This window comes from Acetobacter fabarum, from assembly GCF_040702925.2.
GTDB lineage: Bacteria > Pseudomonadota > Alphaproteobacteria > Acetobacterales > Acetobacteraceae > Acetobacter > Acetobacter fabarum_B.
Genome location: NZ_JBFCXX020000001.1, coordinates 492,070 through 515,715, shown reverse-complemented (window position 1 = coordinate 515,715; position 23,646 = coordinate 492,070). Strand labels below are relative to the sequence as shown.

Here is a 23,646-nt window from a genome sequence, read left to right as displayed (position 1 = left end):
GGGGAGTGTGAAGGCATGGGTCAAATCTCGATGAAAATTTCCGCCCTACCCGGGTCAGTTCTCAGTGAAAATCAACAAGCGGGGGCACAGATGATGTTCCTGCCCCCCTATAGTCCGGATTTCAACCCGATCGAAATGGCCTTTGCCAAACTCAAGGCCCTTTTACGCGCCAAGGCAGTAAGAACCGTCACAACCTTATGGGACGCCGCTGGATCAGTCCTGGATGCTTTCACTCCTGACGAATGCGCTAACTTCTTTACAGCCGCTGGATATGAGCCGGAATAAAGTGGACATGCTCTAGCGGGGTAGAGTTGCGTTACTTCTGGCTGTCTGTCCATGCTAGACATGAATAAAGATCAAGTTGACGCATTACGTCGTTCTCATACTGGTCATATTGAAATTGATAAGTTGGTACGAGGAGTATTTACGATTAATTTCACTCTTGAGGGATTTGATGTTGCCTTGAAAACTCTAGAAAACGGGGCATCCCGTAATTAACAGCAGTAAAATTACTACCGTATTCTGGTAAAATTCTGAAGAGGTCGAAGATAGATTCTATTGCCATTTGAGGAAGATAAACACCAAAAAATTCCGAACTGGGGTGCAAAAAATCAGCGATCTGTTCTCTAATATTCAATCCCGGGTTATCTTCTGAGGAAATTCTTTTCTATTATAGAAATTATTGATCTCATATCAGTTATTTGTCATTAAAGGGGTTATAGTATGTATTTCTTAAATAAAAATATTACTTTATGCAAAACATTTTCTTTAATTGTCATTTTATTAATATCACAAAATACATTGGCGCAAGATATACCAGATGAAAAAGGCACGGCGACTATCACGGGAACGGCATTTATGCATGCTTTCTTTCAACAAAGTATTCCGAATGGTTATGGAGGGCTTACCCACTTTTCAAGTAGTAAAGACAAAGAATTAAATTGTGCAGGAAACGACGTACAATTAATTCCCCAAAATCAAACTTCTGATCATATTGTGGATATGATGTTCCGTTATGGTGCAATCAATGATACCAAAATTGTTCCTCCCAGTATATTAAGCACTACACGACATACAATATGTGGTGCGGAGGGTCGGTTTAACTTCTTTAATATACCTGCAGGCATCTGGTATGTTGTTACACTGATTGGGAATGACAAAGTTGTCATTAAAGAGATTGAAACATACGCGAAAAAAACAACGGCAGTGACCCTTCAATACCGATGGAGTTATCCTCCATCATGGCGACATCCGCCGTATCTATGGTGAAGATGGAGGATTTGAAGAACCGTGAATTACAGACTTCTTTGCCTGATTTTAGGGTCAGTAGGCCGGCATTGAAGGTTCTGGATAATAATTTTCGCTCTACGTTTTGCGCAGAGTGATGGTTTTATGCGCTGGATTTCTACGCGGCGGCATTAATCCACTCCAAAAGGAGGAAGCAGTGCATATTATAGACGATATTGCCCAGCCAGATCCTCATGGTGGTTCGTGTTATGCCTACGGTTCGGACGAACAGTCCTGTCTGTGATTTTTGATCAGCAAAGACATGCTCGACGCGGGATTGGACCAGCGCCTTCCCTGCGTTGGATCGCTGGATATGGCGAGGCATGGGTTTGTGATGAGGCTTTTTCCTGTGAACTTTCGAGACAAAGCTGTGCTTTTCCATGAAGTCCTTATCGGCTTTAGAGCGGTAGGCTATATCCGCCCAAACCGTTGATGCCATATTGGCTTTATCCAGCAGGCCCTTGCGTAGTCTGGTGCCATCGCTGGCTGCTGCATGGGGCACTGGCACTGGCCTACGCGAACGCCATGTCATTTAGAGCTGGTCTGACCGTGCCCAGAATAAATGGCAAGAGAAGAAAGAAATTACTGGTCCTGATCGTAAACTTTTTGAAAATGTTGGACATGCTGACCTCCGTTTGAATGACTCAATACTGTTACGGGCGAAGGAGAGAAATACGATGGAATAAACACAGATTCTAAGGATAGACAGGCGCAGGGTAGATCATGACCGGTGACGGGCACGCAACAATGGGAGGTGGCCACAGGCCATCGAGTGGGGGCAGTCGCTCGCCATGGCCGACCATGCACTGGGCATATGCGCCGTCATAACGGTGTTGGAGCGTCTGGCTGGCCTGTTGGACGCGACCAACTCCGATGATCGCGTCACGCAGGAGGCCGCTTCCTGCACCGATTGCGGCTCCGTGGCCGGCATTGCCGGTGATGCTTCCCAGCAAAGCGCCGGAAGCCGCCGATGCCAGTGGCAAGAGCGACGCTTTTAAGGCCGTTTGATGCTGTGTTTTGTGATGGTGTTGCGCCCGTCTGTGTCTGTGCGTAGAGACGGCATTGGGCATTATTTTTCTGGAACGCAGCAAAAGTCTCGTCGGGTCGGGGCAAGACCGTAAAACTCGGAGTGACCGGAGCGGGCGATGTACATGCCATAAGGGTGAGAGCGCCGAGCAGGGAAAACATGATCTGCCTGCAGAGAAAGCGTGGCCTGCATGTAACATGGTATTTGTGAAATATGAAGTCTGAACCGCCAGAGTTGGAGAGAATATCTGGTCGTTCTGCAACCGGATATTCTACGGATGACGGATCGGCGTCCCCCGGCTCAGGCGTTTCAGCGGTATCCTACTTTGTTGAAAATAGATCAGGAACAGGTCGCCGGTGCGGTGTGGCGCTGACCAGCGCACGACGTCCCTCTGGAGACAGACGGCCCATGGCTTCGACCAGAGCGTCGCTGAATGTGCTGACGAAGACATTCCATGCGGCCTGCCATTGTTGCATGGCCGCGCGGGTTGCCACCGGGTCGAATTGCGGTGCCAGTAACTGACGGTCGATTTCCGCACGGGCCCGTGCGAGGTTTTCCTGCGCCTGAGTATAATGAGGTGCCTCCTGATGCAATACGGAGCGGAAAGTCTTTGCGTCCTGTGCATCAAGCCGAGACGTTACATGCTGTAGAACGCGCATGAAAATGGGCATATGTCTTTCACGATGGCGTAGATATTGACCGCCAACACTGGCGACAAGAAAGAGATTCAGCAGAAGAGAACCAGCCAGCAGCCATCGGTAAGGCCAGCTCTTTGCATTGTAAAAAATCATAATCCGTCACCGCTTACTGGAATCACAAGAAGCGTGTTGAGCATGTCGCTCACCCCCCCGGATGACTGTATCCATCCCAGCCATAAACCGCCTGTCACGACAAAGGCGCAACTGAGTACCAATCCCGCGCGACGGAAGATGACAAGCTCACTCGCTGTCATCGCCCAGATTGGATAGACTATTGGCCGACAGGGCATGAAGCGCCACCATTCACGCGATGAACTTTTTGTCCCGCTCTGTTCGGCAATCCGTCCCGCTACACCCGCGCGCAGGCGCGTCAGGGCTGCATGTGTGTCTTCATGAGCAGTCTGTGCGACAAGCTCCGCATTCTGGGCATCAAACGCACTGGCAATGACCGCGTCTACACCCTGCTGCTCCTGCAGGACAAGGCGCGCTTCGGTTGAGCCAGCGAGCAGTGCCTCAGCCGGTCCACGATCAGCCACAGGCCAGCGGGAAAGGTCCGCGCCGTAACACTCTGCCAGGTAGCGGAATCTTTTCTGCGTCATCATGAGCTTTGTTTTCCTTCCGCGCGAGCATTTCTCCCCAGCGTCTCCCGCAGGAGCGCTCGCCCTCGTGCGAGCAACCGTTCCACCGCCTTGGCTGAAAGCCCCATGCGGCGTGCGGCTTCTGCACCGGACAGACCTTCATCATACACCAGCGCCATCGCTGCCCGCTGCCTCGGCGGTACTGCCTGAAGTGCTGTGACAAGCGCCTGACGTTCCTGCATTGCTTCCAGACGGCTTTCAGCGGACGGTCCGTCATCGGCCATGTCGAATCCTTCAGGTAGAGGTTCCATCTGCTTCCGGCGGGTAAGATCAATGCTGAGATTGACGATGACCCGGTAAAGCCATGTGGTAAATCGCGCGCGCGAACCATCGAAATTGCGCGCATGGCTCCATGCCCGCACGAAGGCGTCCTGCACCAGATCCTCTGCGGCTTCGACATTACGAGTCAGGCGGCAGGCCGTACGCAGCGCATATGGACCATGCCTGAGCACGATTTGGTCAAACGCGTCACGATCTCCCATCCCTGACCAGCGCAGAAGATCGTCATCGGATGCCTCGCCATAGCGGCGACGCTCACCTGCCATTGACCGATACCCCGGCCCCGCATGGCTTGGAGCCGTGCATTCGGCAACTTGCAAGCCGATCATCCTGCTGAAGCGCCATTCTATCATGCCATTCCGCCATGTCTGCTGTTGACCGTAATACGGCGGATTGTTGGTCATCCCCCGCAAGCAGGTAAAAATTTTCCAGCCAGTTTTTGACGCTGGAACCGGAGGAGCGAGAGGAACTGGAATATCCGTCTCTGCTACAGCATATGTATATCCACTGGCCTAGCCATGCGTGATGTTCCGACATCACTTCATATCGCGATAGAAGAAAGGTTTTGTCTATTAATCCCTGTCCATTGCTATGGAGAGAGAAGGGAGCATGTTATTTTAAATGATAGTGTGAGATTTTATTTTCCATGAAGTATGTTGTAATAATATATTATACAAATATCTGCGGAAGATCTATGGCATGCGGAATAAGTTTTTTATCAAAATATCAGCTCTGTTAATATTAACAGCAGGGTTTACCGTGCGGTCTGCGGATCAAGCCAGTGCGCGGGACAAGCCACAGCAGGTATCTTCCGCTGTTATCCAGAAAGTGATTGAAGAGGCTTATGAGAAGTACAAGCCTGTCATGGATGGAAAAAATGCCAGTTACATTCCGTATCTGGCCAAGGCGGACAGCAAACTTTATGGCATTGCTGTTGTAACCGTGGATGGGCGGGTATTCCGGATTGGGGATGCAGGGCATCCGTTTCCTGTGGAATCTGTCTCTAAAATTTTTACACTTGCGGATGTTCTGCACAAGCAGGGGGCAGAGAGTATTCTGCATAAGATCGGCGTGAATGCGACTGGTCTGCCGTTTAATTCTGTGCTGGCGGTAGAACTGAATAATGACAGGCTGGGTGGTAGCCCGCCTCCAGGTAACCCGCTTGTTAATGCAGGCGCTATTGCAACTACCAGTCTGGTCGTGGGTAAAACACTGGATGCAAAATGGCAGAATATTATAGACACTGCCTCTGCATTTGCCGGGCGCACATTACATCTGAATGATAATGTTTACCGGTCTGAAATGGCCAGTAACCAGCATAATCAGGCTATTGCGATGTTACTGCAAAGTTATGATCATTTATACGCTGATGTATCGGAGACGGTTGATCTTTATACGCGCGAATGTTCCTACGATGTGGATGCGGTTGATCTCGCAACCATGGGGGCGACATTCGCAAATGGGGGGACTAACCCACGCACCCATTATGCTGTGGTTGATGCAGCTACAAGTGCTCACGTGCTGGCTGTTATGGCTACGGCTGGTCTGTACAATACGTCTGGCGAGTGGTTGTTCAAGGTTGGGCTGCCAGGAAAAAGTGGTGTAGGTGGCGGTATTGTGGCCGTGGTCCCCGGCAGGTTGGCCATTGGTGTTTATTCGCCCCCTCTTGACGCGGCCGGGAACAGTGTGCGCGGGCAATTTGCTGTACAGTTTATTGCCGAGGCGCTGGGCGTTAACATTTTTGCCTCAGAAGCACAGTAAGCATTTTACCAGAAAGACATTTACAACCGGCATACGCAGCAACGTCGTATTGTTATGCATAGATAAGAAATCATGACCAGTCTGTTACCCGTTGGGAGGTAACAGATGTATCGGCGGTTTGCGGGCTTTGACTATCAGTGTATCGAGTTCAGAAAGAAAACGGGAGCGATCTGCTTTACAAAATGCGGCGCTCCCGGATGTGACCATTCCGGCTGAGCGCAGATCGGTCATAAGGTTCCGCATGGCCAGGGCCATGCCTATGGAATCACTGTCAAGTAACCTGCCTTTATGTTCAAGGACATAAGCGCCTTTTTCCACGCAGCGCGCGGCTAAGGGGATGTCAGCGGTTATGATTATATCCCGGCTTCGAACACGCTCGGCAATCCAGTCATCGGCTACGTCGGGGCCGGAATCTACAACAATGCGCTCGATGAGTGGAGACGCAGGTACTGCAATCATGCGGTTGGAAACAACGAAAACATGCAGCTTATAACGTGTGGCGACACGGTACACTTCGTCTTTGACGGGGCAGGCGTCGGAATCGATGAAAATACGGATCATATGTGTAATTTGACGCAGCCTTGCCCGTGGAGCAAGGCAGATGACATTGGCTAGGGGGAGGAAGGGTCCATACAGGCTCCATGCAGGAACAGGACGGCATGCCTTGTCCGGGGCATCCGGGTATCTTGTACTGTAAGGCACAGGAGTTTGCAGTACCCGGGCTTAACAGGGAGGATGTATGGGATACGGTCGTGCAATAAATTTAAATAACGTTTTTTGCCCTGAAACGACCATATCCTGCGCAGTGGATGGGGTTATCCTTATTGGGAATAGGCCTGCCCGGCCAGAGCGATTTGAACCATGCGCAACAGGAATTGAGAAAAATGCTCGATATGCAACGTGCCCTGGACCTGAAGGCACTGGCTGCAACATGCCCGCTTACAGCCGGAGATTATATAACAGCCCGCTACGCACTGCCTGTAACAGATGGTGCGGTTCAGCTTGAACTGGTGGCGCCGCAGGGTAATGGTCATGTTGACGCCGTTGACAAAGATGTTTTTCTGTTTGTGCTGAATGGCCAGTTTTCCATCAATGGCACCTCCATGTTTGAAGGGCAGGGGAGCAAGGTCAATGCAGGCACAGCATTTGAATGGTCTGCTACGCCGGGCACCCGGCTATTTGCCATGGGGGTAACGGAAACGGAAAAGGGAGAGCCTGGTGTGGTTGCAATTGATACCGCAGCAGTTATGTCTCCCTCTAATCCGCCTCCGGCCGAATATCTGATTGGCTCGACCCCGGAATGCCAGAGTGCGCCTGCGTGGCGGTCGTGCAACGGGCAGTTCTATGGTGGCACATGGTCAGCAACTCCTTATTTCAGGAAAAAAATTCCTTATGTGCATGACGAGTTCATGTACCTGCTTGAAGGTTGTGTCTCTTTTGTCAACGCAGCCGGTGAAAAACAGACCTTTAAGGCTGGAGATGCTTTCCTGATCTGTCGCGGGGCAAGCTGTTCGTGGGAGAGTCTTGACGTGGTAAAAAAAATATACGGTATTTTCCGTCCGGTAGAACTGTAAAACGGTGAGCATCTGAGGATGTGGTGGCATCACCATATCCTTCAAAAAGTATCATCAAGGCTGCCATTCCATGATGGCAGCCTTTTTTTTACGCTTCCTTTCAAGGATGCATCGAGCTGTCTTGCATCAAAGCAGATCACCCGGGCAGGGCTTTTTTCAGGCCGGTAGGAAGAGGCGGTCTTAAGTCATTATGAAAGGATGGCATGCTTCGGGAGAATTTCACTCATTCCGATATAAAAACGATATGATGTACTGTATAGCTAGGCAAATCGGAGTATTCCGCTGCACTGATCCGCACATAATCATTCGGACAACTGGCGCTGTCTCACGCTTTACCGCCCTATTTTGGGTGTTCCGGAGGATAGGCATGGCAAACACTCAAACTTCTTTTGTTTCGCGGAACTGTACGCTGGCGCGGTTTCCGCGCAATGTGGCGCAGAGGGGCATGTCCCGTTCTCTGGCTCTGCTGCTCTCGGTTTCTTCTTTAGCCAGTTTTGGCGGGCTATATTGTTCCGGTATCGGAACAGCGTGGGCGGAAACCGATCAGTCCACACAGGTGACAAAACGGCAGGCCAAGGCGCTGCCACGTAAAAACTCCGTGGCGTCCAAGACAGGTGCCGCCGAACGCCGTGCAACAGCGGTTGAATCGGCTGGAACGGAAGAAGTGGGCGTAACAGGGCATGTGACCCTGTCCAATGGGGTGACCAATAGAACGCCCGGTGGGGGCATGATGCCGCCGCAGACCATTGCCAAATCCCGCAGTGGTCTGACGCGTGATTATATTGCAAAGCAGAGCCCCACCAGCAACCCTGCCGCCCTTGTGGCCAGTCTTCCTGGCGTTGTGTATGCAGGCAACGACCCGCTTGGCACGAATGATGACCAGCAGGGCCTGACCGTGCGTGGGCTTAACCAGCAGGAAATCGGTTTTCTGTTTGAAGGTATTCCCGCGGCGGCTCCTGTGTATCTGCTGCCATATACATCTGCGGCAGCGGATAACGAAAACATCCAGTCCCTGACACTTACGCAGGGTTCACCAGATACACGCTCCCCACTCTATAATGCGGTTGGAGGTGAACTGTCTGAAACCATGCATGATCCTTCACACCATTTTGGTGGGTTGATTGATGCCTCTTATGGGTCCTTCAGCCTGCGCCGTCATTTTATCCGTGTTGAAACGGGTGAAATTGGCAAAACGGGTGTACGGGGCTTTGTTTCCTTCTCGCACCGTGTGGCGGATGAATGGCGCGGTGTGGGTGGCACCCAGCGTTACCATGTTGATATGAAGTTTGTGAAAGACTGGGGCCGCGATAACCACGCCGCTTTTGTCATGAGCTATAACGATGCCCAGCAGTATTACCTGCGTGCACCCACCAAGGCACAGTGGGATGCGCAGGGCGTCAACTTCAACTATAACGATACTCCGTTTGGTTCCTCACCCGGGAATTACTACAAGTATTACGAAAACAGGATGAAGAAGTTCATTCTGGGCGCGCCGATCAATATGAAGTTCGACCACGGGCTGGCGCTGGATGTTACCCCGTATTTTACCTACTCATGGGGGTATGACAACGGCGGCACTACGCTGGACCGGAACAACAGTTATCTGGGTCCCAACCCGGCAGGGCCACTCCAGGTTCCGGGTACAAATAACACGATTATCGCGGACTCTATTGATACCTACACACTGGCATATTCGGGTATTAACGCCGCCCTGTCCTGGACGCGCGGGCATAACACGGTGACCGGTGGTGCATGGTATTCCTACTTTGACCAGTCTGAACCGCAGAACTATCAGGCTGTCAACCCGGATGGCAGTGTGCCGAGCATGTGGGGCAACAACCCCATCCTGACTGCCAATGGCAGTGTGCTGCGGACATATGACATTCACCTCATCCAGCAAACCAACGCGCTGTTCATCAACGATACGTACAAGGCATTCCATGACCGGCTGACACTTACCGCCGGGTTCAAGGAAGTCATGGTCACACGTTCGCAAACCAATAACGTGCCGGGGGTAACCTACGCTACCGGGCAGAGTGTTGCCGAGCCGCTGCCACAGTTCATGGCCAGCTTTAAAATTACACCGAACGACCAGATCTATATTAACGGCACCTCTTCTTTCCGTATGCCTGCCTCAATCATGACCTATGCGGACCGCTACAGCATCAGCAGTGGCAAGCTGTCCACCCGTCATGCTACCAAGATCAACCCGGAATTTGCTATTGGTGAGGAAATTGGTTACAGACACACAGGTTTTGCAAACGTATCTGTTTCCCTGTTCAACTACAATTTTACGCACAGGCAACTGAGCACAACCACCTATCAGGGGGGGCTGCCTGTTTCTGAATCGATTGATGCCGGTGGGCAGACCATGCGCGGTGTGCAGCTCGAAGTAGGGCTGCGGCGGTGGCACCACTTCAGCCCCTACGTTTCGGGGCAGTATGAACATGCGACCATCGACAATAATCTGTCTGCGGGCACCAGCGATGGTTCCAACACGACAGTTGCCCTGCCAACCAAAGGCAAGCGGGCTGTCAATACGCCCGAATTCACGGCGGCGATTGGTCTGAACTACGATGATGGATCCATCTTTGCCGGGTTCAACATGAATTATATTGGCAAACAGTATTCAACGTTCATGAACGATGAGTCCATTTCAGGTTATGAAACGTTCAATGCCAATATTGGTTACCGCTTCAAGAATATGTGGCTTGCGAAACATCCACAGATCCAACTGAACCTGCTCAATATTGCCAATAGCGGCTACCTGTCTGGCACAAGCAGCATCAAAACCAATGCCCGGACCATGGTGGTGAATGGCCATACGGTCGCCGGGAGTGCTCCGCAGTACTATGTTGGCGGTGGTTTTGCCGGTGTCCTTTCCTTCTCGACAGGTTTTTAAGCATTTAGTTATGGAGATTTTGACGTGGCCCGTTTTCCCAAAGCGTTAACCTTTGATGTTGTCGGTACCCTGATCGACTTTGAAAGCGGGATGTTAGACGCGCTGCAAAGGTTGTGTGGAGTTACGATAGAGCGTGAAGCATTCCTGAGTGCTTACAGGGGAATGCGTGCACGCGGGCAGACCCTGCCTTTCCCGCAGGATTTAAAGCCCATTTACCTGCAACTGGCTGCGCAGTTCGGCCTGCCTGAAACTGAGGCTTACGCTGATGCATTTGTTTACGCGGCCAAAGACTGGCCCGCGTTTGCAGATAGTGTGGAAGCCATGCAGCGCCTTGGCAGGCACTTCAAGCTCGTTGCCATGACCAACACGCAACGCTGGGCTTTTTCAGGCATGGAAAAAACGCTCGGCATGCCATTCCATGATTCCATCACGGTGGATGATGCCCTGTGCGAAAAACCGGATACCGCCTTTTTTGGTTTTGCCCGGGGCCGCCTGAGCCGGGATGGTATTCTGCAAGGAGACATTCTGCACGTTGCACAAAGCCAGTACCATGACATCGGAATAGCCCGTAAACTGGGCTATACGGTATGCTGGATTGAGCGGCGCAAAGCCATCGGTGGGTTTGGTGGCACCATTGCGGTCGAAACCCTGACAAAGCCAGACTATCATTTTTCTACCTTGAAGGAACTCGCAGACCTGGCAGACCAGGGTGGCCTGCAAATGTTATACTCCTGAGAGGATACAAGGCATGGAAGTCCGGACCCTTGATGACATACCAGCATCGGCCTTTCATTTACGTCTAGCGCTTATTGCTGGTGGTGGCCCTTTTTGCGACGGCTATATTCTGGGCATTATTGGTGTTGTGCTTCCGTTACTGGTTTCCAGTTTCCATCTGGGAGCCAACGCTACCGGGTTTGTGGGGGCTGCCTCTCTGGCCGGTGTTTTTGTGGGAGGGCTGGCGGGAGGGGTCACCTCTGACCGGTTCGGGCGCAAGATCCTCTATACCGTGAACATTCTTATGTTCACGGTCTTTTCCGCCGCCCAGTTTTTTTGTGTCAGCTTTGCCGGTCTGCTGGTCTGGCGTTTTCTTATCGGCATTGCCATTGGCGCGGATTACCCGATTGCGACAGCTTACGTGACCGAGTTCATGCCCCGGCGCTGGCGTGGACCGGCACTGAGCGGGCTGATTACCTTCTGGTGGCTGGGGTATGTGTGCAGTTTTATTGTCGGGTATGCGCTGCTTTCGTTTTTTCCCGGTAACTGGCAGCTTATTCTTGGCTCCAGCTTTGTACCATCACTTTTTTTACTGCTGTGCCGTGCGGGTATGCCGGAATCTCCTCTCTGGCTGCTCAGCGTTGGGCGGGTGGCGGAAGCGCGGCATATTGTTAAAACATTCCTGAATATGGATGTTGCGTTTGAAGCGCCTTCTCCTGCGGGAACTGATGGGGGAATACGGCAGGTTATGGCTCTGCTGTGCAGCCCACGCTACCGGGGATTGCTGCTTTTTGTGAGTGTGTTCTGGATACTGCAAAGTGCTCCTGCCTTTTCCATCCATACCCTGCAGGCGCAAATTCTGGCGCAAATGCACCTGACCAATCCAGTTCTTGCGGCCTGTGTGGTCACATGCTTTACGTTCCTTGGTATTCTGCCGGTCACATTCGGGCTGATCAACAGAATCGGGCGCAGAACGCTCCTGATCTGGTCTTTTGTGCTGGCTGCACTCTCGCTACTCTTTATTGTGGTCTGGCCGGGGCAGGCCGGATGGGCGGTTCTGGTTGCATTTATTGTGTATTCAGCCGTGGAAGCTGCGGGGAGTGGCCTTCAGTTCGTGTATCCAAATGAGCTGTTCCCAACAGAAATACGTGGCACTGCGGTTGGTTTTGCCTCCTCTGCCAGTAGGCTGGGGGCTGCTTTGGGTACTTTTCTGCTCCCTGTTGGAGTGGCCCATTTTGGCGTGCAGGCAACCCTTTTTGGCGCTTTTGCTCTTCTTGCCCTTGGGGCACTTATATCCTGGCGTTGGGCACCAGAAACAGCAGGGCTCAGCCTTTCCCAGGCTAGTCATATTACCTTTTCCTGATAAGGTTATGAGGAACGCGTTATGAAGTTAACCTCTTATTGGCTGGAAACAGCTCCATCATTTACAGCCAGCCCCATTGCCGCTCTGCCCGGCTCAGTGGATGCCGTGGTGGTAGGGGGGGGATTTAGCGGCCTTTCCGCTGCCCTGCGGTTACGCCAGCTGGGCGCATCTGTTGTTCTGCTTGAGCGTGAGCGCGTGGTGGGCGAGGCTTCGGGCAGGAATGGTGGCCATGTGAATAACGGCCTCGCGGGCAGCTTTTCCTTCGCATGCAAAAATATGGGGGTAGATAAGGCAACATCTCTTTACAGGGTCTTTAACGCGGCGGTTGATACGGTTGAGACCGTTGTGCGGGATAACGCGATTGACTGCGATTTTGAGCGCTGCGGCAAGCTCAAGGTTGGCAACTTGCAGGCCCATCGGGCTGCTCTGTTGTCTGATTATGAAAAACTCCAGAAAGAAGCCGACCCAGACGTAAAGTTTATAGATGGGCAGCAGATCAGGAGTGAACTGGAATCAGATCTGTTTAACAGTGGGCTGATCTATCCGCAGAGTGCGCGCATGCATATGGGCCGCTTTGGTGTGGGGCTGGCCCAGTCGGTTATGAAGGCGGGCGGCCTGATTTTTGAAAACACGCCCATGACCGGGATCAAATCCGGTAAGGGAGGTTTTGAGGTTTCAACTCCGCATGGCCGGATTTTTGCAAAAAACGTGCTTATGGCAACTGGCACCAGCAGGCATGGTCCATCCTGGTTCCGCCAGCGTATTATGCCGGTGGGGAGCTTCATTGTCGCAACCGAGCCCATGGATGCCACAACTCTTGAGCAGGTCATGCCCGGTGGCCGCAATGTGGTGACGATGCAGAACATCCATAACTATTTTAGGGCAACGGCGGATAACAGGCTTATTTTTGGCGGTCGTGCCAGTTTTTCACGTTCACGGACCACAACGGATATTGCAAGTGGGCATATGCTGCTCGCCGCCATGCGCCGGACACTTCCTGCCTTGCCAGATGTTAAAATAGAGTATTGCTGGGGTGGGGACGTGGATATGACTGTTGACCGTCTGCCACGTGCTGGCCAGTGGAATGGTGTGTATTACACCATGGGGTATAGCGGGCATGGTACACAGATGTCTGTTTACATGGGCCAGCGTATGGCTGAAGCCATGAGTGGCATGAGCGGTACCAACCCACTTGCAGGGCGGTCCTGGCCAAAGATTCCGTTTTATGGTCTGGCGTCACACTTCCTGCCGGTTGTGGGGGCATACTACCGGGCCAAGGATTATGTGCAGAATCTGGAGCCCTGAGTGTCTTATGCTTCCATCCGGTCACTCCCTATACCGGGGTGACCGGAACGCTGTTAACAGCCACGGGGAGTCAAGCAGGGAGGCGGAACAGGCGGGGATTACGATCCCCGCCTGTTTTTATATTGCCAGATAAACGGTTAATAGCCTTTGGAGCGATTGACTTTAGAGGGAAAATCCCGCTCCCCAGCCAGATAGCGTTGTACGGTATCAAGGAGCACACGTCCTGCGGTTTCTGCCTGACTATTGCTGGCCACATGGGGAGTGATCAACACATTGGGGTGCGTCCATAAAGGACTGTCCGCGGGGAGAGGCTCGGGGTCCGTTACGTCCAGAATGGCCGCTCCAATCTGGCCGCTATCAAGGGCCGCAAGCAGGTCTGGTGTTACAAGATGCGCACCCCGTGCAACATTGATGAGTTGCGCCCCTTTAGGCAGTTTTGCAAACAGATCGGCGTTGAGCATGCCCCGTGTAGCGTCTGTAAGCGGGAGCAGGCAGATCAGGATATCTGTTTCAGCCAGAAAAGCGTCCAGTTCCTCCGCACCTGCGTAACAGGCTACATTGGTTACAGCATGGCGTGAGCGTGACCAGCCGCGACAGTTAAACCCGGCATGGGCCAGAGCGCTGGCCACCGGGGTACCGAGCGTGCCCAGACCCATAACACCCACCCGGCGCTGTGAGGCTATTTTGTTATGTCGGGTTTTCCAGACATGCTGCTTCTGCTCGGCCAGGTAGGTCAGTATCTCGCGGTGCAATGTCAGGGTTGCCCACAGAACGTACTCAACCATCCCGTCCGTCAGGCCGGGTTCGATCATGCGGATAATGGTCACATGCTCGGGTATTGCGCTCATATCGAACTGGTCAACACCCGCCCCGACTGAAAACAGGACCTCAAGGTTGGGAAAGTGCTCAAGCAGGTCCGCCGGAGGCTCCCATGCGGCAATGAAGCGCACATCCTCCGGGTTTCCAGTTTCCGGCCAGATATGGAAGGGAAGGTCAGGCAGCGCTTTTTGGAACAGTGGCTTCCAGACTTCTGCGCGCGCACGGGTGGATTTGAGCAGAAAAGACATAGCGTAGTTTCCTACAAAATAAGAATAGTCGTACCAGTCTCAACACAGCGCCTGGCTGCACAGGGCATAGCAGGTGGGGGACTGTATGGTTGCATCTCTGGCTTCAGACATCTCGGTGGACATGGATACAACAGAGCCCACACATAACAGGCCCCACTGGTCAAGCAGTCCTGCCACGGTTTCGTCCTGTGGAATGTCCACGCGCAGGAACTGCCCTGCGCAGGTTCCAGCCCAGTAGGCCAGCATGGGCAGGGCAAAAGCCTGATCCAGTGCAATAATCGGGCCTGTGGCCTGCCCCCAGCCAAATTTACGGCAGAAGGAAAAACCCAGAATACCTTTTTCTGAATCCACAAGAATACCGCGTCCATCCTCCATCAACCGCGTGAGCAGGGTAGAGCGGTCGAGTTTGAGAGCCGCTTTGTCCATGGCACAGATCGCGTCCAGATCTGCAGTGCCCATTGGCCGCATACGGCAGCCTTCTGGAAGGGGGATCAGGGGGACGGTGGAAACATTGCCCTGATGTTGCATGACGACACCCGTGGAACGAAAGCCGCTTTTTTCGTATAACGGAACTCCGGCGGATGTGGCGTTCAGGTGGAGCCTGTAACCTGGCAGGGCCTGCCGGGCCAAAGCCATAAGGTGTTTGCCTATGCCATGCCCCTGCCATGCGTGGCTGACAATAATCATGCCCAGACTGGCTGCCTGGGGGCCCCATGCCCACCACAGGAGCGTCCCCACAATGGAGCCGTCCATGGTTGTGGCGACAAACCCATTGCCCAGAGCAAGCATCTGCTCCCAGTCTTCCAGCCTGTGGGGCCATGCCAGATCCTTGGAGAGCTGCCATGCCTGAGGAAGATCTTCCGGGGTCATGGGGCGGAATGCGAGCTGGGTCTGCAGGATTGGGGGGGAGGTTGCGGTCTGGGTCAAATTTTCTGCTCCGGGAAAAAGTCCTGAATCGGAAAAGATTCTTTTACAATAGGGGATTTTATCACGATATAACTGAAGTACTTCTCGATCCCGATGTTCAGCTCAAGAAGGTTTTCCATGATCGTCTGGTAATGTTCCACGTCGCGGGTAATAAACTTGACCAGATAGTCATACCCACCGCTGATCAGGTGGCATTCCACAACGGTATCAAGCTTGCTGACATGGTTTTCAAAACGTGCGAAATCATGGCGTCTGTGATCAGACAGGGTGATTTCCGTAAACACGGTCAGGATGGACGTGATCTTACGGATATCAATCTGAGCGCCGTAGCCTGTTATGTAGCCAGCAGCTTCCAGCCGTTTGACACGGATCAGGCATGGGCTGGCCGAAAGACCAACCCTGTTGGCAAGTTCGACATTGGTCAGACGACCATTGCGCTGCAACTGCGTAAGAATTTTAAGGTCAATTCTGTCCAGCTTTGGGGTGGGCTGCATGGCAGAGACGATCTCCAGCGCAAGGATGGGTCAGCCCCGGCGCGGGGCTGATGAAATACTGATCAGAATGTTCCGGATGTTAAACGTCAAGCCCGCCAAGGTGCAGACTTTTTGTTTCCAGAAATTCTTCCATGCCCGCATGCCCTCCTTCGCGGCCAAGGCCGGATTCCTTGATCCCGCCAAAAGGCACGCTTTCCATGGAAATGGCGCCGGTATTGTGCCCGATCATACCAAATTCCAGTGCTTCCCCCACGCGCCACAAACGACGGATGTCGTTGGTAAAAAAGTAGCCGGCCAGCCCGAAAGGCGTATTGTTGGCGATGTCTATGGCTTCTTCTTCCGTTTTAAAGCGGAACAGGGGCAGTACGGGGCCAAATGTTTCCTCGTGAGCCACACGCATTTCAGTGGTTACACCTTCAAGCACGACCGGCCAGACAAAACGGCCTTCCGTGCGCAGGGGCGCACCCACGTAACGGGCCCCCCGGCTCAAGGCATCCTCCACATGGGCGCGTACTTTGGCTACGGCAGAATCATTGATAAGCGGCCCAATCGTGCTGCCCTCGTCCATGCCAGCACCCACCTGCAAGGCTTCGACCTTGCGCATAACGGCCTCAAGCAGGCGGTCCCATATGCCTTCCTGCACCAGTACGCGGTTGGCGCAGACGCAGGTCTGCCCGGCATTGCGGAACTTGCTTTGTATAATACCCTCGGCTGCGGCTTCCACATCCGCATCATCAAACACAAGGAAGGGCGCATTGCCGCCCAGCTCCATGCTGCATTTTTTTACGGTCGCGGCAGACTGTCCGAGCAGGATTTTGCCAACACCCGTAGAACCAGTAAAGGTGAGCTTGCGTACAACCGGGCTCTCGGTCAGGACTTTGCCCACCGCTGCGGGCAGGCCTGTAATCACGCTCAGCAACCCTGTAGGCAGGCCAGCACGTTCGCCCAGCACGGCAAGGGCAAGGGCGGAAAAAGGTGTCAGTTCAGAAGGTTTGATGACCATGCTGCACCCTGCAGCAATAGCTGGGCCACATTTGCGGGTGATCATGGCCAGCGGGAAGTTCCACGGTGTAATGGCGGCCGTGACCCCAATAGGCTGTTTAAGCACCAGTACGCGTCTGGCGGGGTCTGTCGTGCTTAGAATACTGCCCTCGTTCCGGCGCGCTTCTTCGGCATACCATTTAAGGAAAGATGCAGCATAACGCACTTCTCCCCGTGCTTCAGCCAGAACCTTACCCTGCTCTGCGGTCATGATCGTGGCAAGGTCTTCCAAATTGTCCATAACAAGCTGGTACCATGTGGCCAGCACTTCGGCCCGCTGCGTGCCGGTTTTGCGCCTCCAGGCCAGTTGCGCCATGCGTGCGGCTTCAATCGCCTGTTGGGTGTCCTGTGCAGTGCAGGCTGGCACGGAACCAATAATGGTTCCCGTTGCCGGATTATCCACATCAATCCGCTGGTTGTCTCCCGCATCACACCAGATACCGGCTATAAAAGCCTGCTGGCGGAAGAGTGTGGAATCAGTCAGGGCAGGTTGCGCCATGGTATTTCTCCTCATAAAAAGGGGATCAGGATAGGTCTGATGCCTGTAAGTGGCAGTTAATCAGTGCGCCAGAAGGCGCCTGCCACGTTGGGGGTAGGGTTTGAGCACAGTCTGCGACAGCGACCGGGCATCGCGGCATGTAGCAGCAGCCATGAGCAGGAACCGGGGTCGTTCTGCCCGGTTTTAATCCGTTTTGCCGAATAACCTCGTCCAGCCAGCCGGGCTGCATTTCTGGCACGGAGTTTTCCAGCTTGCGGGTATAGGGGTGGTGTGGGGGCGTGTTCATGGCGGACGCCGTGGAGAACTCCACGCAATGCCCGGCGTACAGAACAGCCACATGATCACAGACAGAACGGAGCGCGTGCAGGTCATGCGTAACAAAAAGCCACGATAGCCCCAGCTCGCGCTTGAGTTCCATCATCAGGTCCAGAATGGCGGCGGCCACAACGGTATCGAGCGCTGCGGTAATTTCATCGCAGAGCACAAGCCGGGGGCGGGCGGCCAGAGCGCGCGCAAGGTTGACGCGCTGTTTTTGGCCACCGGAAAGCTGGGTGGGGTAGCGCCCGGCCACGGCAGCAGGCAGGCGCACCATGTCCAGAACCCGGTTCAGGGCTGCGTCCGAGGCATCTTCGTTATAAAATGTCAGAACACGGCGGAGCGTGGCACCTACGCTCAGGGCCGGATTAAGCACCAGATCCGCGTTCTGCGCGACCAGTTGCAGGTGCTGGTGCTGCTGGGGGGTACGGTCCTCAATTCTGGGGGGGAGGGGCTGGCCAGCAAAGAGCATGTTGCCCCCTGACCAGGGCTGAATACCGGCTATGGCCCGGATAAGGGTACTTTTACCACAACCTGATTCGCCAATAATCCCCAGTGTTTCACCCGCGCGAACGGGCAGGCTTACGTTGTTGACAATGGTATGTCTGGGGTGACCGTCGGCCATAATGGCCCCATAACCGACCATCAGATTCTGCACATCAAGCAACGGTGTCGCGGGCGGCAACGCATTGTGGTTGCGCAGGTGCTGCTGGCTGGCTGCAACAAGCTGGCGGGTATAAGGCTGGGTGGGCTTGCTCAGGATCTGTCTGGTCAGGCCTTCTTCCTGCACGCTGCCATTTTTGAGCACAACGGCGCGGTCGGCCATCTGGGCGACAATGGCCAGATCATGGGTGACATAAACACCCGTAAACCCACACTTGCGCATGGCGAGCCTAAAAGCTTCCAGCACTTCGATCTGTGTCGTTACATCCAGTGCTGTTGTGGGTTCATCAAAAATAACCACTTCAGGTTCGGTTATCAGCGCCATGGCGGCCATGATCCGCTGGAGTTGTCCCCCTGAACATTCATGCGGGTAGCGCGCGCCAATAGTATGGGGCGTGGGCAGGGCCATCATTTCGAACAGTGCTATGGCATGGTCCACGGCCTCCTTGCGACGGAGGATGTGGTGGGTCAGGGCCGGTTCGATCACCTGTTCCATAAGAGGCAGGGCCGGGTTAAAGGCGGCACCGGCATTCTGGGCAATATAGGCAATGGTTTTGCCCCGAAAGCTGCGTAATTCGCCCGCATCCATGCTGCGTACGTCGTGTCCGGCTACCCGTAACTCGCCCTGAGCGATACGGCAGCCCGCGCGGGCATAGCCGGTCAGGGCAAGGGCAATGCTGGTTTTACCTGAGCCGGATTCACCGATCAAAGCCAGCATCTCACCTTCCGCCACGTCAAAACTGACATTGGAGACAATGGTGGTTTCCGGTCCTGCGGCCCTGCGGCCAGTCAGACAGAGGTTCCGGACCGTAATAAGGGGCAGGGTAGAATACCCGTTCATTGGCGGCGCCCTTTACTGTCCAGAGCAAGATTGAGCCCCACGGTCAGAAACGCAATGGTCAGTGCTGGCGCGATAACGGCTGGCGCTCCGTAAACAAGACCCAGCAGATTTTCCCGCGTGAGGGAGCCGAGATCTGTCTGCGGGGGTTGTAACCCGACACCCAGAAAGCTGAGATTGCTCAGTAATCTTACGGCATAAATAAACCGTAGCCCCACATCGGTCAGCACTGGTCCTGCCATGTTGGGCAGGATTTCCCGCAGGACCAGATAGCTCGTTTTTTCTCCCCGCATCCGTGCGGCAAGGATGAAGTCTTTCTGCACGATGGAGAGTGCCAGCATCCGGCATGTGCGGTAGGAACCGGGCAAGTAAATGCATGCCATCGCCAGTACAAGCACCGGCATGGAGGAGCCAAAGGTTGCCACCGCCACAAGCCCGCTTAACAGCGAGGGGATGGAAATCACACCATCCATGAAGCGTGAGAGCAGGGTATCGGTCATCCCTCGTTTAAGGGCCGCCATCATGCCCAGAAAGGCGCCAACGCCGCAGGCCATGACTGTGGAAGCCGCACAAAGCAGTACGGTGCTGCTGATGCCATAGAGCAGGCGGGTCAGTACATCGCGGCCCAGATAGTCCGTGCCCAGCAGATGCTGGACCGACACGGGAGCGAATACGGTGGTGCTCACCACTTCTCCGGGCAGGTAAGGAGCAATCCATGGCCCGATAAGGGCCAGTAGCAGCCACAGCATGGCGAGGAGTGCTGGTGCCTGCAAAAATGGGGTCAGGGAGCGTGGCAGGGGCAGGGTCAGCATCATGCACGGCTCCTTTCCTGCGCGGAGAACAGGGCGACAATATCGGCCAGCGTGGTCAGCAGCAGATAGGCGGCGCAAAAGATGAGAGCACAGGATTGTACCAGCGGAATATCGCGTGATGTCACACTATCCACCATCAGACTGGCGATCCCGGGGTAATGAAAAACAGATTCCACAATGACCACGCCTCCGAGCAGGTAGGAAAGGCTGAGCGCCATCACATTGAACAGTGGCGCTACAACATTGGGTAAAACGTGGCGCAGGATAATGGCTGTGGGAGATACTCCCTTGAGTACGGCCATTTCCACCCATGATGAGCTGAGCACATTCACCATGACGGCGCGTGTCATGCGTGCCATCTGCCCCACAATCACACATCCCAGTGTGGCGACCGGCATGGAGAACGCCGCCAGAAACGATCCGATGGAATGAATATCACTGATACTGGCAAGGGCGGGCAGCAGGTGCAGTTGCACGGCAAACACCAGAACCGCCAGTGTTGCGACCAGAAACTCGGGAACAGAAACAACGCAAAGTGTCAGTACGGACACACAACGGTCAAAAACCGTATTGCGGAATATGGCCGAAAGCGTGCCAAGCAGCAAAGCCATGGGAACTGCAAAAAGCGTTGTAATACCAGCCAGTAAAAGCGAGTGCAGAAGGCGTTCGTGCACCATGCTCATGACAGGCTGGTGGCTGACCAGTGACATGCCAAAGTCACCCCGGAGCAATCCACCTGCCCAGCTTGCAAAACGCAGAAGAACAGGTTCGTCCAGCCGCAGGCTGTGACGCAGGGCGGCAACCGCATCTGGTGTTGCCGCCTGCCCCAGAAGGGATTGCGCCACATCGCCGGGCAGGGCGGAGGTAATAAAAAAGACCGCGACCACTACAAAAACAAGCGATACGCAGGATGCGCCAAGCCTGCGGGCAATGGCTATGCCAAGCTTTGCCGTCATGGAGCAGTCCCCCCTGCTGCGGAGGGGGGCGTCTGTTCATCCACCCAGATGTGACGGGCAAAATTATACCCCATCAACTGCCCCCCCTGATGTGGGCGTAAACCCTGTATGCGGGGGTGAAAGCCATCCAGACTGGTAATGAAGCTTGGAATGCATACGCCCGAACCCGTATGGATCATGGCTTGCATATCGTTATACAGGGCGCGCCGTTTTGCAGAATCTGGCTCCTGGCGGCTGAGGGCGAGCAACTGGTCGAACTGTGGGTCGCGCCAGTGGGATTCATTCCATGGGGCAGTCGAGGTAAAGCTGAGCGCAAAGGTCATATCCGCGGAGGCACGGGGGTTAACATTGCCAAACCCCATGGGGAAACGCATCCATGACTGGCTCCAGTACCCATCAGCAGGCATACGGCGTACATCCAGCTTCAATCCGATGTTCTGGGCCGCATTCTGGAGGAGCACGGCCATTTCCACAGACCCGTTTGCCGCGGGAGAGCAGATGAGTGGTGGCAGGCTCTGGTTGAGAAAACCGTTTTTTTTGAGCAGGAATCTCGCCTTGTCCGGGTCAAATCTGGTCTGAGGCAGGGTTGTATTGCAGTCACGGTGTTCGGGGGGGAGGGGCTGGTCGTTGCCTGTGCGGCAAAAGCCCAGATAAATGGAACTGCGCATCTGTTCGCGGTTGAACAGCAGCTTCATCGCCTGCACAAAATCCGGGTTCTGGCCCGGCCCCACATCCTGACGAATAGCCAGATTGGTGTAAGTCCCTGTCGGGCTTTCCAGCACTGAGATATTGCGTTTGCGGATGAGTGCTACAAGCCGGGGGTCCACGGAAGCAATAATGTCCACATCACCCGAGAGCAGGGCATTATGCCGTGCCATATCATCACTGATGGAAATGAGTTCAAGAGAATCTACCCATACGCCATCAGATTTCCAGAAATTGGGATTGCGTAGGGCTACTGAGCGGATGCCGGGCTGGAAAACGGCACAGGTAAACGGACCAGTACCATTGGCTTTATGAAACTGGGTTGTACCATCGCGGATAATGGCAAAATTGGTCAACCCCAGAACAGAAGGGAATGCAATATTGGGTGCATCCAGTTCGATCACGACGCCAAGTGGTCCATCGGCTTTTACGGTGCGCATGGCCATGGCCAGATAATGGACCTGCGATCCAAGCTCAGGTGCTTTATGGCGAAGGATGGAATACACAACATCAGCCGATGTCAGGGGTGCCCCATCATGGAAGCATACGCCACTGCGTAACTGGATATGCCATGTTTTGAAATCGGTGCTGTCGATGCTCAGGGCAAGGGCGGGATGGGGGGTCAGGGTCTCGTCCAGTGCGACAAGACCATCGTAAAACATATTGCCCCGCATGTAATCAGTCGCCATGGACTGACGCGCAGGGTCCAGCGTATCGCTCAGGGAGCCTGAGGTGGAGGCGGCCCGCACGTGCCCGCCGGTGCGGGGTTGTGCGTCCTGCGGCCTGGCTTCTGCCAAACCGGCTCCGTCAGCATTGCCACCAGCCGCCCACGCAGCACCTGACCACGGTTGAACCGCACAAAAACCTGAGGCCAGCAGGCATGTTCCCTGTTTCATCATGTTGCGTCGGTTCAGCATCAACACGCTCCAACTGGGGGAAAACAGGGGGAAAAGGAAACAGAACGGGGCGAATACTATATTGGCGTAATCGCCCCGCTCCGGAGTGAAGGCTTAGAGGCCCAGAACGCCGGGGAGGCCACCAATGTCGGGGATCTCGGTGTAACCGTAATACGGCGTGGAGGGTTCATGCCCGCGAGCGACAAAAACCTTGTTGCGAATACCCAAATCATGCGCGGTCATCAGGTCATAACGCAGGGAGGATGAAACATGCAGGATGTCCTCCGGGCCGCAACCCAGCTTGTCCAGCATGTATTCAAATGCACGCATATGCGGTTTGTATGCCTGCGCGTCTTCCGCCGTAAAGACAGCATGCACAGGTGCGCCAAGCTTGGCTACATTGGAGTGGATTTGTGTATTGGATGCGTTGGAAAGGATGACCAGAGGCACTTCCTTGGCAACCTTGGACAGCCCTGCGGGCACATCGTCCCATGGACCCCAGGTGGGAACGGCTTCATAAAACTTGTTGGCTACTTCTGGTGCGAAGGGAACATTCCACTTTTTACAGGTGCGTTCCACGGCATTGAGCAGCACGTAACGGTAGGGCTGCCATGGGCCAAGAACCTCGTCCAGCCGGTAGGCGGCAAAGTCCTTGCAGAACTGTTCCATGCTTTCGGGGGGAACGACATCTGCGTAAAGCTCGCGCGCCATGTCGCTCATGCGAAAGCGGGTCAGTGTGCCGTAGCAGTCAAATGTTACGAATTTTGGCCTGAACGTCGTCATGATGTTTTTATCCGTCTGGTTAACGTTACGGTATGACAACATAAACCGAATGGAGAATGCTACTGCTTTCTTGGTTTATGCAGCAGAGCCTTCTGTATGTTG

The 23,646-nt window shown here is 54.1% G+C and carries 22 protein-coding genes and 2 pseudogenes; 10 read left to right on the top strand and 14 right to left on the bottom strand.

Annotated elements, in window-relative coordinates:
* The 3 genes and pseudogenes from AB2L51_RS02395 to AB2L51_RS02385 all read left to right on the top strand — a co-directional run.
* Positions 1-285, top strand: a 285-nt coding sequence (locus tag AB2L51_RS02395) for a transposase (RefSeq protein ID WP_395580962.1), incomplete at its 5' end; no start/stop codon positions are given.
* A 39-nt stretch (positions 286-324) separates the two neighbouring features.
* A pseudogene (locus tag AB2L51_RS02390) lies at positions 325-498 on the top strand (invasion associated locus B family protein); the annotation flags it as partial.
* Between the two features lie 225 nt (positions 499-723).
* On the top strand, positions 724-1,269 hold the full coding sequence (locus AB2L51_RS02385; protein WP_395580961.1) for a hypothetical protein: 546 nt from the start codon (positions 724-726) through the stop codon (positions 1,267-1,269).
* A 136-nt stretch (positions 1,270-1,405) separates the two neighbouring features.
* On the opposite strand, the pseudogene AB2L51_RS02380 reads toward AB2L51_RS02385, so the two are convergent.
* Positions 1,406-1,786 (bottom strand): annotated as a pseudogene (locus tag AB2L51_RS02380) (IS5/IS1182 family transposase); the annotation flags it as partial.
* Between the two features lie 292 nt (positions 1,787-2,078).
* Here AB2L51_RS02380 and AB2L51_RS02375 point away from each other — a divergent pair.
* Positions 2,079-2,285 carry a hypothetical protein gene (locus AB2L51_RS02375; RefSeq protein ID WP_395580960.1) on the top strand — a complete coding sequence of 69 codons (207 nt, stop codon included), beginning with the start codon at positions 2,079-2,081 and terminating at the stop codon, positions 2,283-2,285.
* A 349-nt stretch (positions 2,286-2,634) separates the two neighbouring features.
* On the opposite strand, the gene AB2L51_RS02370 is transcribed toward AB2L51_RS02375, so the two are convergent.
* The 3 genes from AB2L51_RS02370 to AB2L51_RS02360 are packed head-to-tail and all read right to left on the bottom strand — an operon-like array spanning position 2,635 to position 4,282.
* On the bottom strand, positions 2,635-3,105 hold the full coding sequence (locus AB2L51_RS02370; protein ID WP_395580959.1) for a periplasmic heavy metal sensor: 471 nt from the start codon (positions 3,103-3,105) through the stop codon (positions 2,635-2,637).
* Complete coding sequence (locus AB2L51_RS02365; RefSeq protein WP_395580958.1) at positions 3,102-3,614, bottom strand: hypothetical protein; 513 nt, start codon at positions 3,612-3,614, stop codon at positions 3,102-3,104. Before AB2L51_RS02365 ends, AB2L51_RS02370 begins: the two co-directional genes overlap by 4 nt.
* Positions 3,611-4,282, bottom strand: coding sequence for a sigma-70 family RNA polymerase sigma factor (locus AB2L51_RS02360; RefSeq protein ID WP_400920540.1), 672 nt, complete (start codon positions 4,280-4,282; stop codon positions 3,611-3,613). Before AB2L51_RS02360 ends, AB2L51_RS02365 begins: the two co-directional genes overlap by 4 nt.
* A 406-nt stretch (positions 4,283-4,688) precedes the next feature.
* Here AB2L51_RS02360 and glsA point away from each other — a divergent pair, with 406 nt between their 5' ends.
* Positions 4,689-5,690: a glutaminase A gene (glsA, locus tag AB2L51_RS02355; protein WP_395580956.1), complete on the top strand. Its 1,002-nt coding sequence runs from the start codon at positions 4,689-4,691 to the stop codon at positions 5,688-5,690.
* Positions 5,691-5,774: 84 nt separating this feature from the next.
* On the opposite strand, the gene AB2L51_RS02350 is transcribed toward glsA, so the two are convergent.
* The gene (locus AB2L51_RS02350; protein ID WP_395580955.1) at positions 5,775-6,251 is read right to left on the bottom strand and encodes a YaiI/YqxD family protein; all 477 of its coding nucleotides are present in this window, start codon (positions 6,249-6,251) and stop codon (positions 5,775-5,777) included.
* Positions 6,252-6,574: 323 nt separating this feature from the next.
* Here AB2L51_RS02350 and AB2L51_RS02345 point away from each other — a divergent pair, with 323 nt between their 5' ends.
* From AB2L51_RS02345 to AB2L51_RS02325, 5 genes are all read left to right on the top strand, one after another.
* Positions 6,575-7,264 (top strand): cupin domain-containing protein, encoded by a 690-nt coding sequence (locus tag AB2L51_RS02345; RefSeq protein ID WP_395580954.1) that lies wholly within the window; start codon positions 6,575-6,577, stop codon positions 7,262-7,264.
* 445 nt (positions 7,265-7,709) lie between these two features.
* Positions 7,710-10,166: a TonB-dependent receptor gene (locus tag AB2L51_RS02340; protein WP_395580953.1), complete on the top strand. Its 2,457-nt coding sequence runs from the start codon at positions 7,710-7,712 to the stop codon at positions 10,164-10,166.
* A gap of 24 nt (positions 10,167-10,190) precedes the next feature.
* Entirely contained in the window at positions 10,191-10,901 is a 711-nt protein-coding gene (locus tag AB2L51_RS02335; RefSeq protein WP_395580952.1) for an HAD-IA family hydrolase, read from the top strand.
* Positions 10,902-10,914: 13 nt separating this feature from the next.
* Entirely contained in the window at positions 10,915-12,243 is a 1,329-nt protein-coding gene (locus AB2L51_RS02330; RefSeq protein ID WP_395580951.1) for an MFS transporter, read from the top strand.
* A 21-nt stretch (positions 12,244-12,264) separates the two neighbouring features.
* Positions 12,265-13,548 (top strand): NAD(P)/FAD-dependent oxidoreductase, encoded by a 1,284-nt coding sequence (locus AB2L51_RS02325; protein ID WP_395580950.1) that lies wholly within the window; start codon positions 12,265-12,267, stop codon positions 13,546-13,548.
* 137 nt (positions 13,549-13,685) lie between these two features.
* On the opposite strand, the gene AB2L51_RS02320 is transcribed toward AB2L51_RS02325, so the two are convergent.
* The 9 genes from AB2L51_RS02320 to AB2L51_RS02280 form a co-directional block, all read right to left on the bottom strand.
* Positions 13,686-14,615 carry a 2-hydroxyacid dehydrogenase gene (locus AB2L51_RS02320; RefSeq protein WP_395580949.1) on the bottom strand — a complete coding sequence of 310 codons (930 nt, stop codon included), beginning with the start codon at positions 14,613-14,615 and terminating at the stop codon, positions 13,686-13,688.
* 39 nt (positions 14,616-14,654) lie between these two features.
* The gene (locus tag AB2L51_RS02315) at positions 14,655-15,542 is read right to left on the bottom strand and encodes a GNAT family N-acetyltransferase (RefSeq protein ID WP_395580948.1); all 888 of its coding nucleotides are present in this window, start codon (positions 15,540-15,542) and stop codon (positions 14,655-14,657) included.
* Complete coding sequence (locus AB2L51_RS02310) at positions 15,539-16,036, bottom strand: Lrp/AsnC family transcriptional regulator (protein WP_166115069.1); 498 nt, start codon at positions 16,034-16,036, stop codon at positions 15,539-15,541. The genes AB2L51_RS02315 and AB2L51_RS02310 overlap by 4 nt, the downstream gene beginning before the upstream one ends.
* Positions 16,037-16,115: 79 nt before the next feature.
* Entirely contained in the window at positions 16,116-17,576 is a 1,461-nt protein-coding gene (locus AB2L51_RS02305) for an NAD-dependent succinate-semialdehyde dehydrogenase (protein WP_395580947.1), read from the bottom strand.
* A gap of 25 nt (positions 17,577-17,601) precedes the next feature.
* On the bottom strand, positions 17,602-19,395 hold the full coding sequence (locus AB2L51_RS02300; RefSeq protein WP_395580946.1) for an ABC transporter ATP-binding protein: 1,794 nt from the start codon (positions 19,393-19,395) through the stop codon (positions 17,602-17,604).
* Positions 19,392-20,207, bottom strand: a complete 816-nt coding sequence (locus AB2L51_RS02295) for an ABC transporter permease (RefSeq protein WP_395580945.1) — start codon at positions 20,205-20,207, stop codon at positions 19,392-19,394. The genes AB2L51_RS02300 and AB2L51_RS02295 overlap by 4 nt, the downstream gene beginning before the upstream one ends.
* A complete protein-coding gene (locus tag AB2L51_RS02290; RefSeq protein WP_395580944.1) occupies positions 20,204-21,160 on the bottom strand; it encodes an ABC transporter permease in 957 nt (318 codons plus the stop codon). Before AB2L51_RS02290 ends, AB2L51_RS02295 begins: the two co-directional genes overlap by 4 nt.
* Positions 21,157-22,782 carry an ABC transporter substrate-binding protein gene (locus tag AB2L51_RS02285; RefSeq protein ID WP_395580943.1) on the bottom strand — a complete coding sequence of 542 codons (1,626 nt, stop codon included), beginning with the start codon at positions 22,780-22,782 and terminating at the stop codon, positions 21,157-21,159. The genes AB2L51_RS02290 and AB2L51_RS02285 overlap by 4 nt, the downstream gene beginning before the upstream one ends.
* Before the next feature lie 93 nt (positions 22,783-22,875).
* Complete coding sequence (locus AB2L51_RS02280) at positions 22,876-23,544, bottom strand: haloacid dehalogenase type II (RefSeq protein WP_166115059.1); 669 nt, start codon at positions 23,542-23,544, stop codon at positions 22,876-22,878.
* Positions 23,545-23,646: the final 102 nt, after the last annotated feature.

Excerpts from the sequence above, each read along its gene's own strand:
- AB2L51_RS02320 (WP_395580949.1), bottom strand. The coding sequence starts at position 14,615 with ATGTCTTTTCTGCTCAAATCCACCCGTGCGCGCGCAGAAGTCTGGAAG.
- AB2L51_RS02330 (WP_395580951.1), top strand. The coding sequence starts at position 10,915 with ATGGAAGTCCGGACCCTTGATGACATACCAGCATCGGCCTTTCATTTA.
- AB2L51_RS02360 (WP_400920540.1), bottom strand. The coding sequence starts at position 4,282 with ATGATAGAATGGCGCTTCAGCAGGATGATCGGCTTGCAAGTTGCCGAA.
- AB2L51_RS02285 (WP_395580943.1), bottom strand. The coding sequence starts at position 22,782 with ATGCTGAACCGACGCAACATGATGAAACAGGGAACATGCCTGCTGGCC.
- AB2L51_RS02350 (WP_395580955.1), bottom strand. The coding sequence starts at position 6,251 with ATGATCCGTATTTTCATCGATTCCGACGCCTGCCCCGTCAAAGACGAA.
- AB2L51_RS02295 (WP_395580945.1), bottom strand. The coding sequence starts at position 20,207 with ATGATGCTGACCCTGCCCCTGCCACGCTCCCTGACCCCATTTTTGCAG.
- AB2L51_RS02280 (WP_166115059.1), bottom strand. The coding sequence starts at position 23,544 with ATGACGACGTTCAGGCCAAAATTCGTAACATTTGACTGCTACGGCACA.
- AB2L51_RS02370 (WP_395580959.1), bottom strand. The coding sequence starts at position 3,105 with ATGATTTTTTACAATGCAAAGAGCTGGCCTTACCGATGGCTGCTGGCT.
- AB2L51_RS02340 (WP_395580953.1), top strand. The coding sequence starts at position 7,710 with ATGTCCCGTTCTCTGGCTCTGCTGCTCTCGGTTTCTTCTTTAGCCAGT.
- AB2L51_RS02365 (WP_395580958.1), bottom strand. The coding sequence starts at position 3,614 with ATGATGACGCAGAAAAGATTCCGCTACCTGGCAGAGTGTTACGGCGCG.
- AB2L51_RS02385 (WP_395580961.1), top strand. The coding sequence starts at position 724 with ATGTATTTCTTAAATAAAAATATTACTTTATGCAAAACATTTTCTTTA.
- AB2L51_RS02375 (WP_395580960.1), top strand. The coding sequence starts at position 2,079 with ATGGCCGACCATGCACTGGGCATATGCGCCGTCATAACGGTGTTGGAG.
- AB2L51_RS02310 (WP_166115069.1), bottom strand. The coding sequence starts at position 16,036 with ATGCAGCCCACCCCAAAGCTGGACAGAATTGACCTTAAAATTCTTACG.
- AB2L51_RS02325 (WP_395580950.1), top strand. The coding sequence starts at position 12,265 with ATGAAGTTAACCTCTTATTGGCTGGAAACAGCTCCATCATTTACAGCC.
- AB2L51_RS02345 (WP_395580954.1), top strand. The coding sequence starts at position 6,575 with ATGCTCGATATGCAACGTGCCCTGGACCTGAAGGCACTGGCTGCAACA.
- AB2L51_RS02290 (WP_395580944.1), bottom strand. The coding sequence starts at position 21,160 with ATGACGGCAAAGCTTGGCATAGCCATTGCCCGCAGGCTTGGCGCATCC.
- AB2L51_RS02305 (WP_395580947.1), bottom strand. The coding sequence starts at position 17,576 with ATGGCGCAACCTGCCCTGACTGATTCCACACTCTTCCGCCAGCAGGCT.
- AB2L51_RS02300 (WP_395580946.1), bottom strand. The coding sequence starts at position 19,395 with ATGAACGGGTATTCTACCCTGCCCCTTATTACGGTCCGGAACCTCTGT.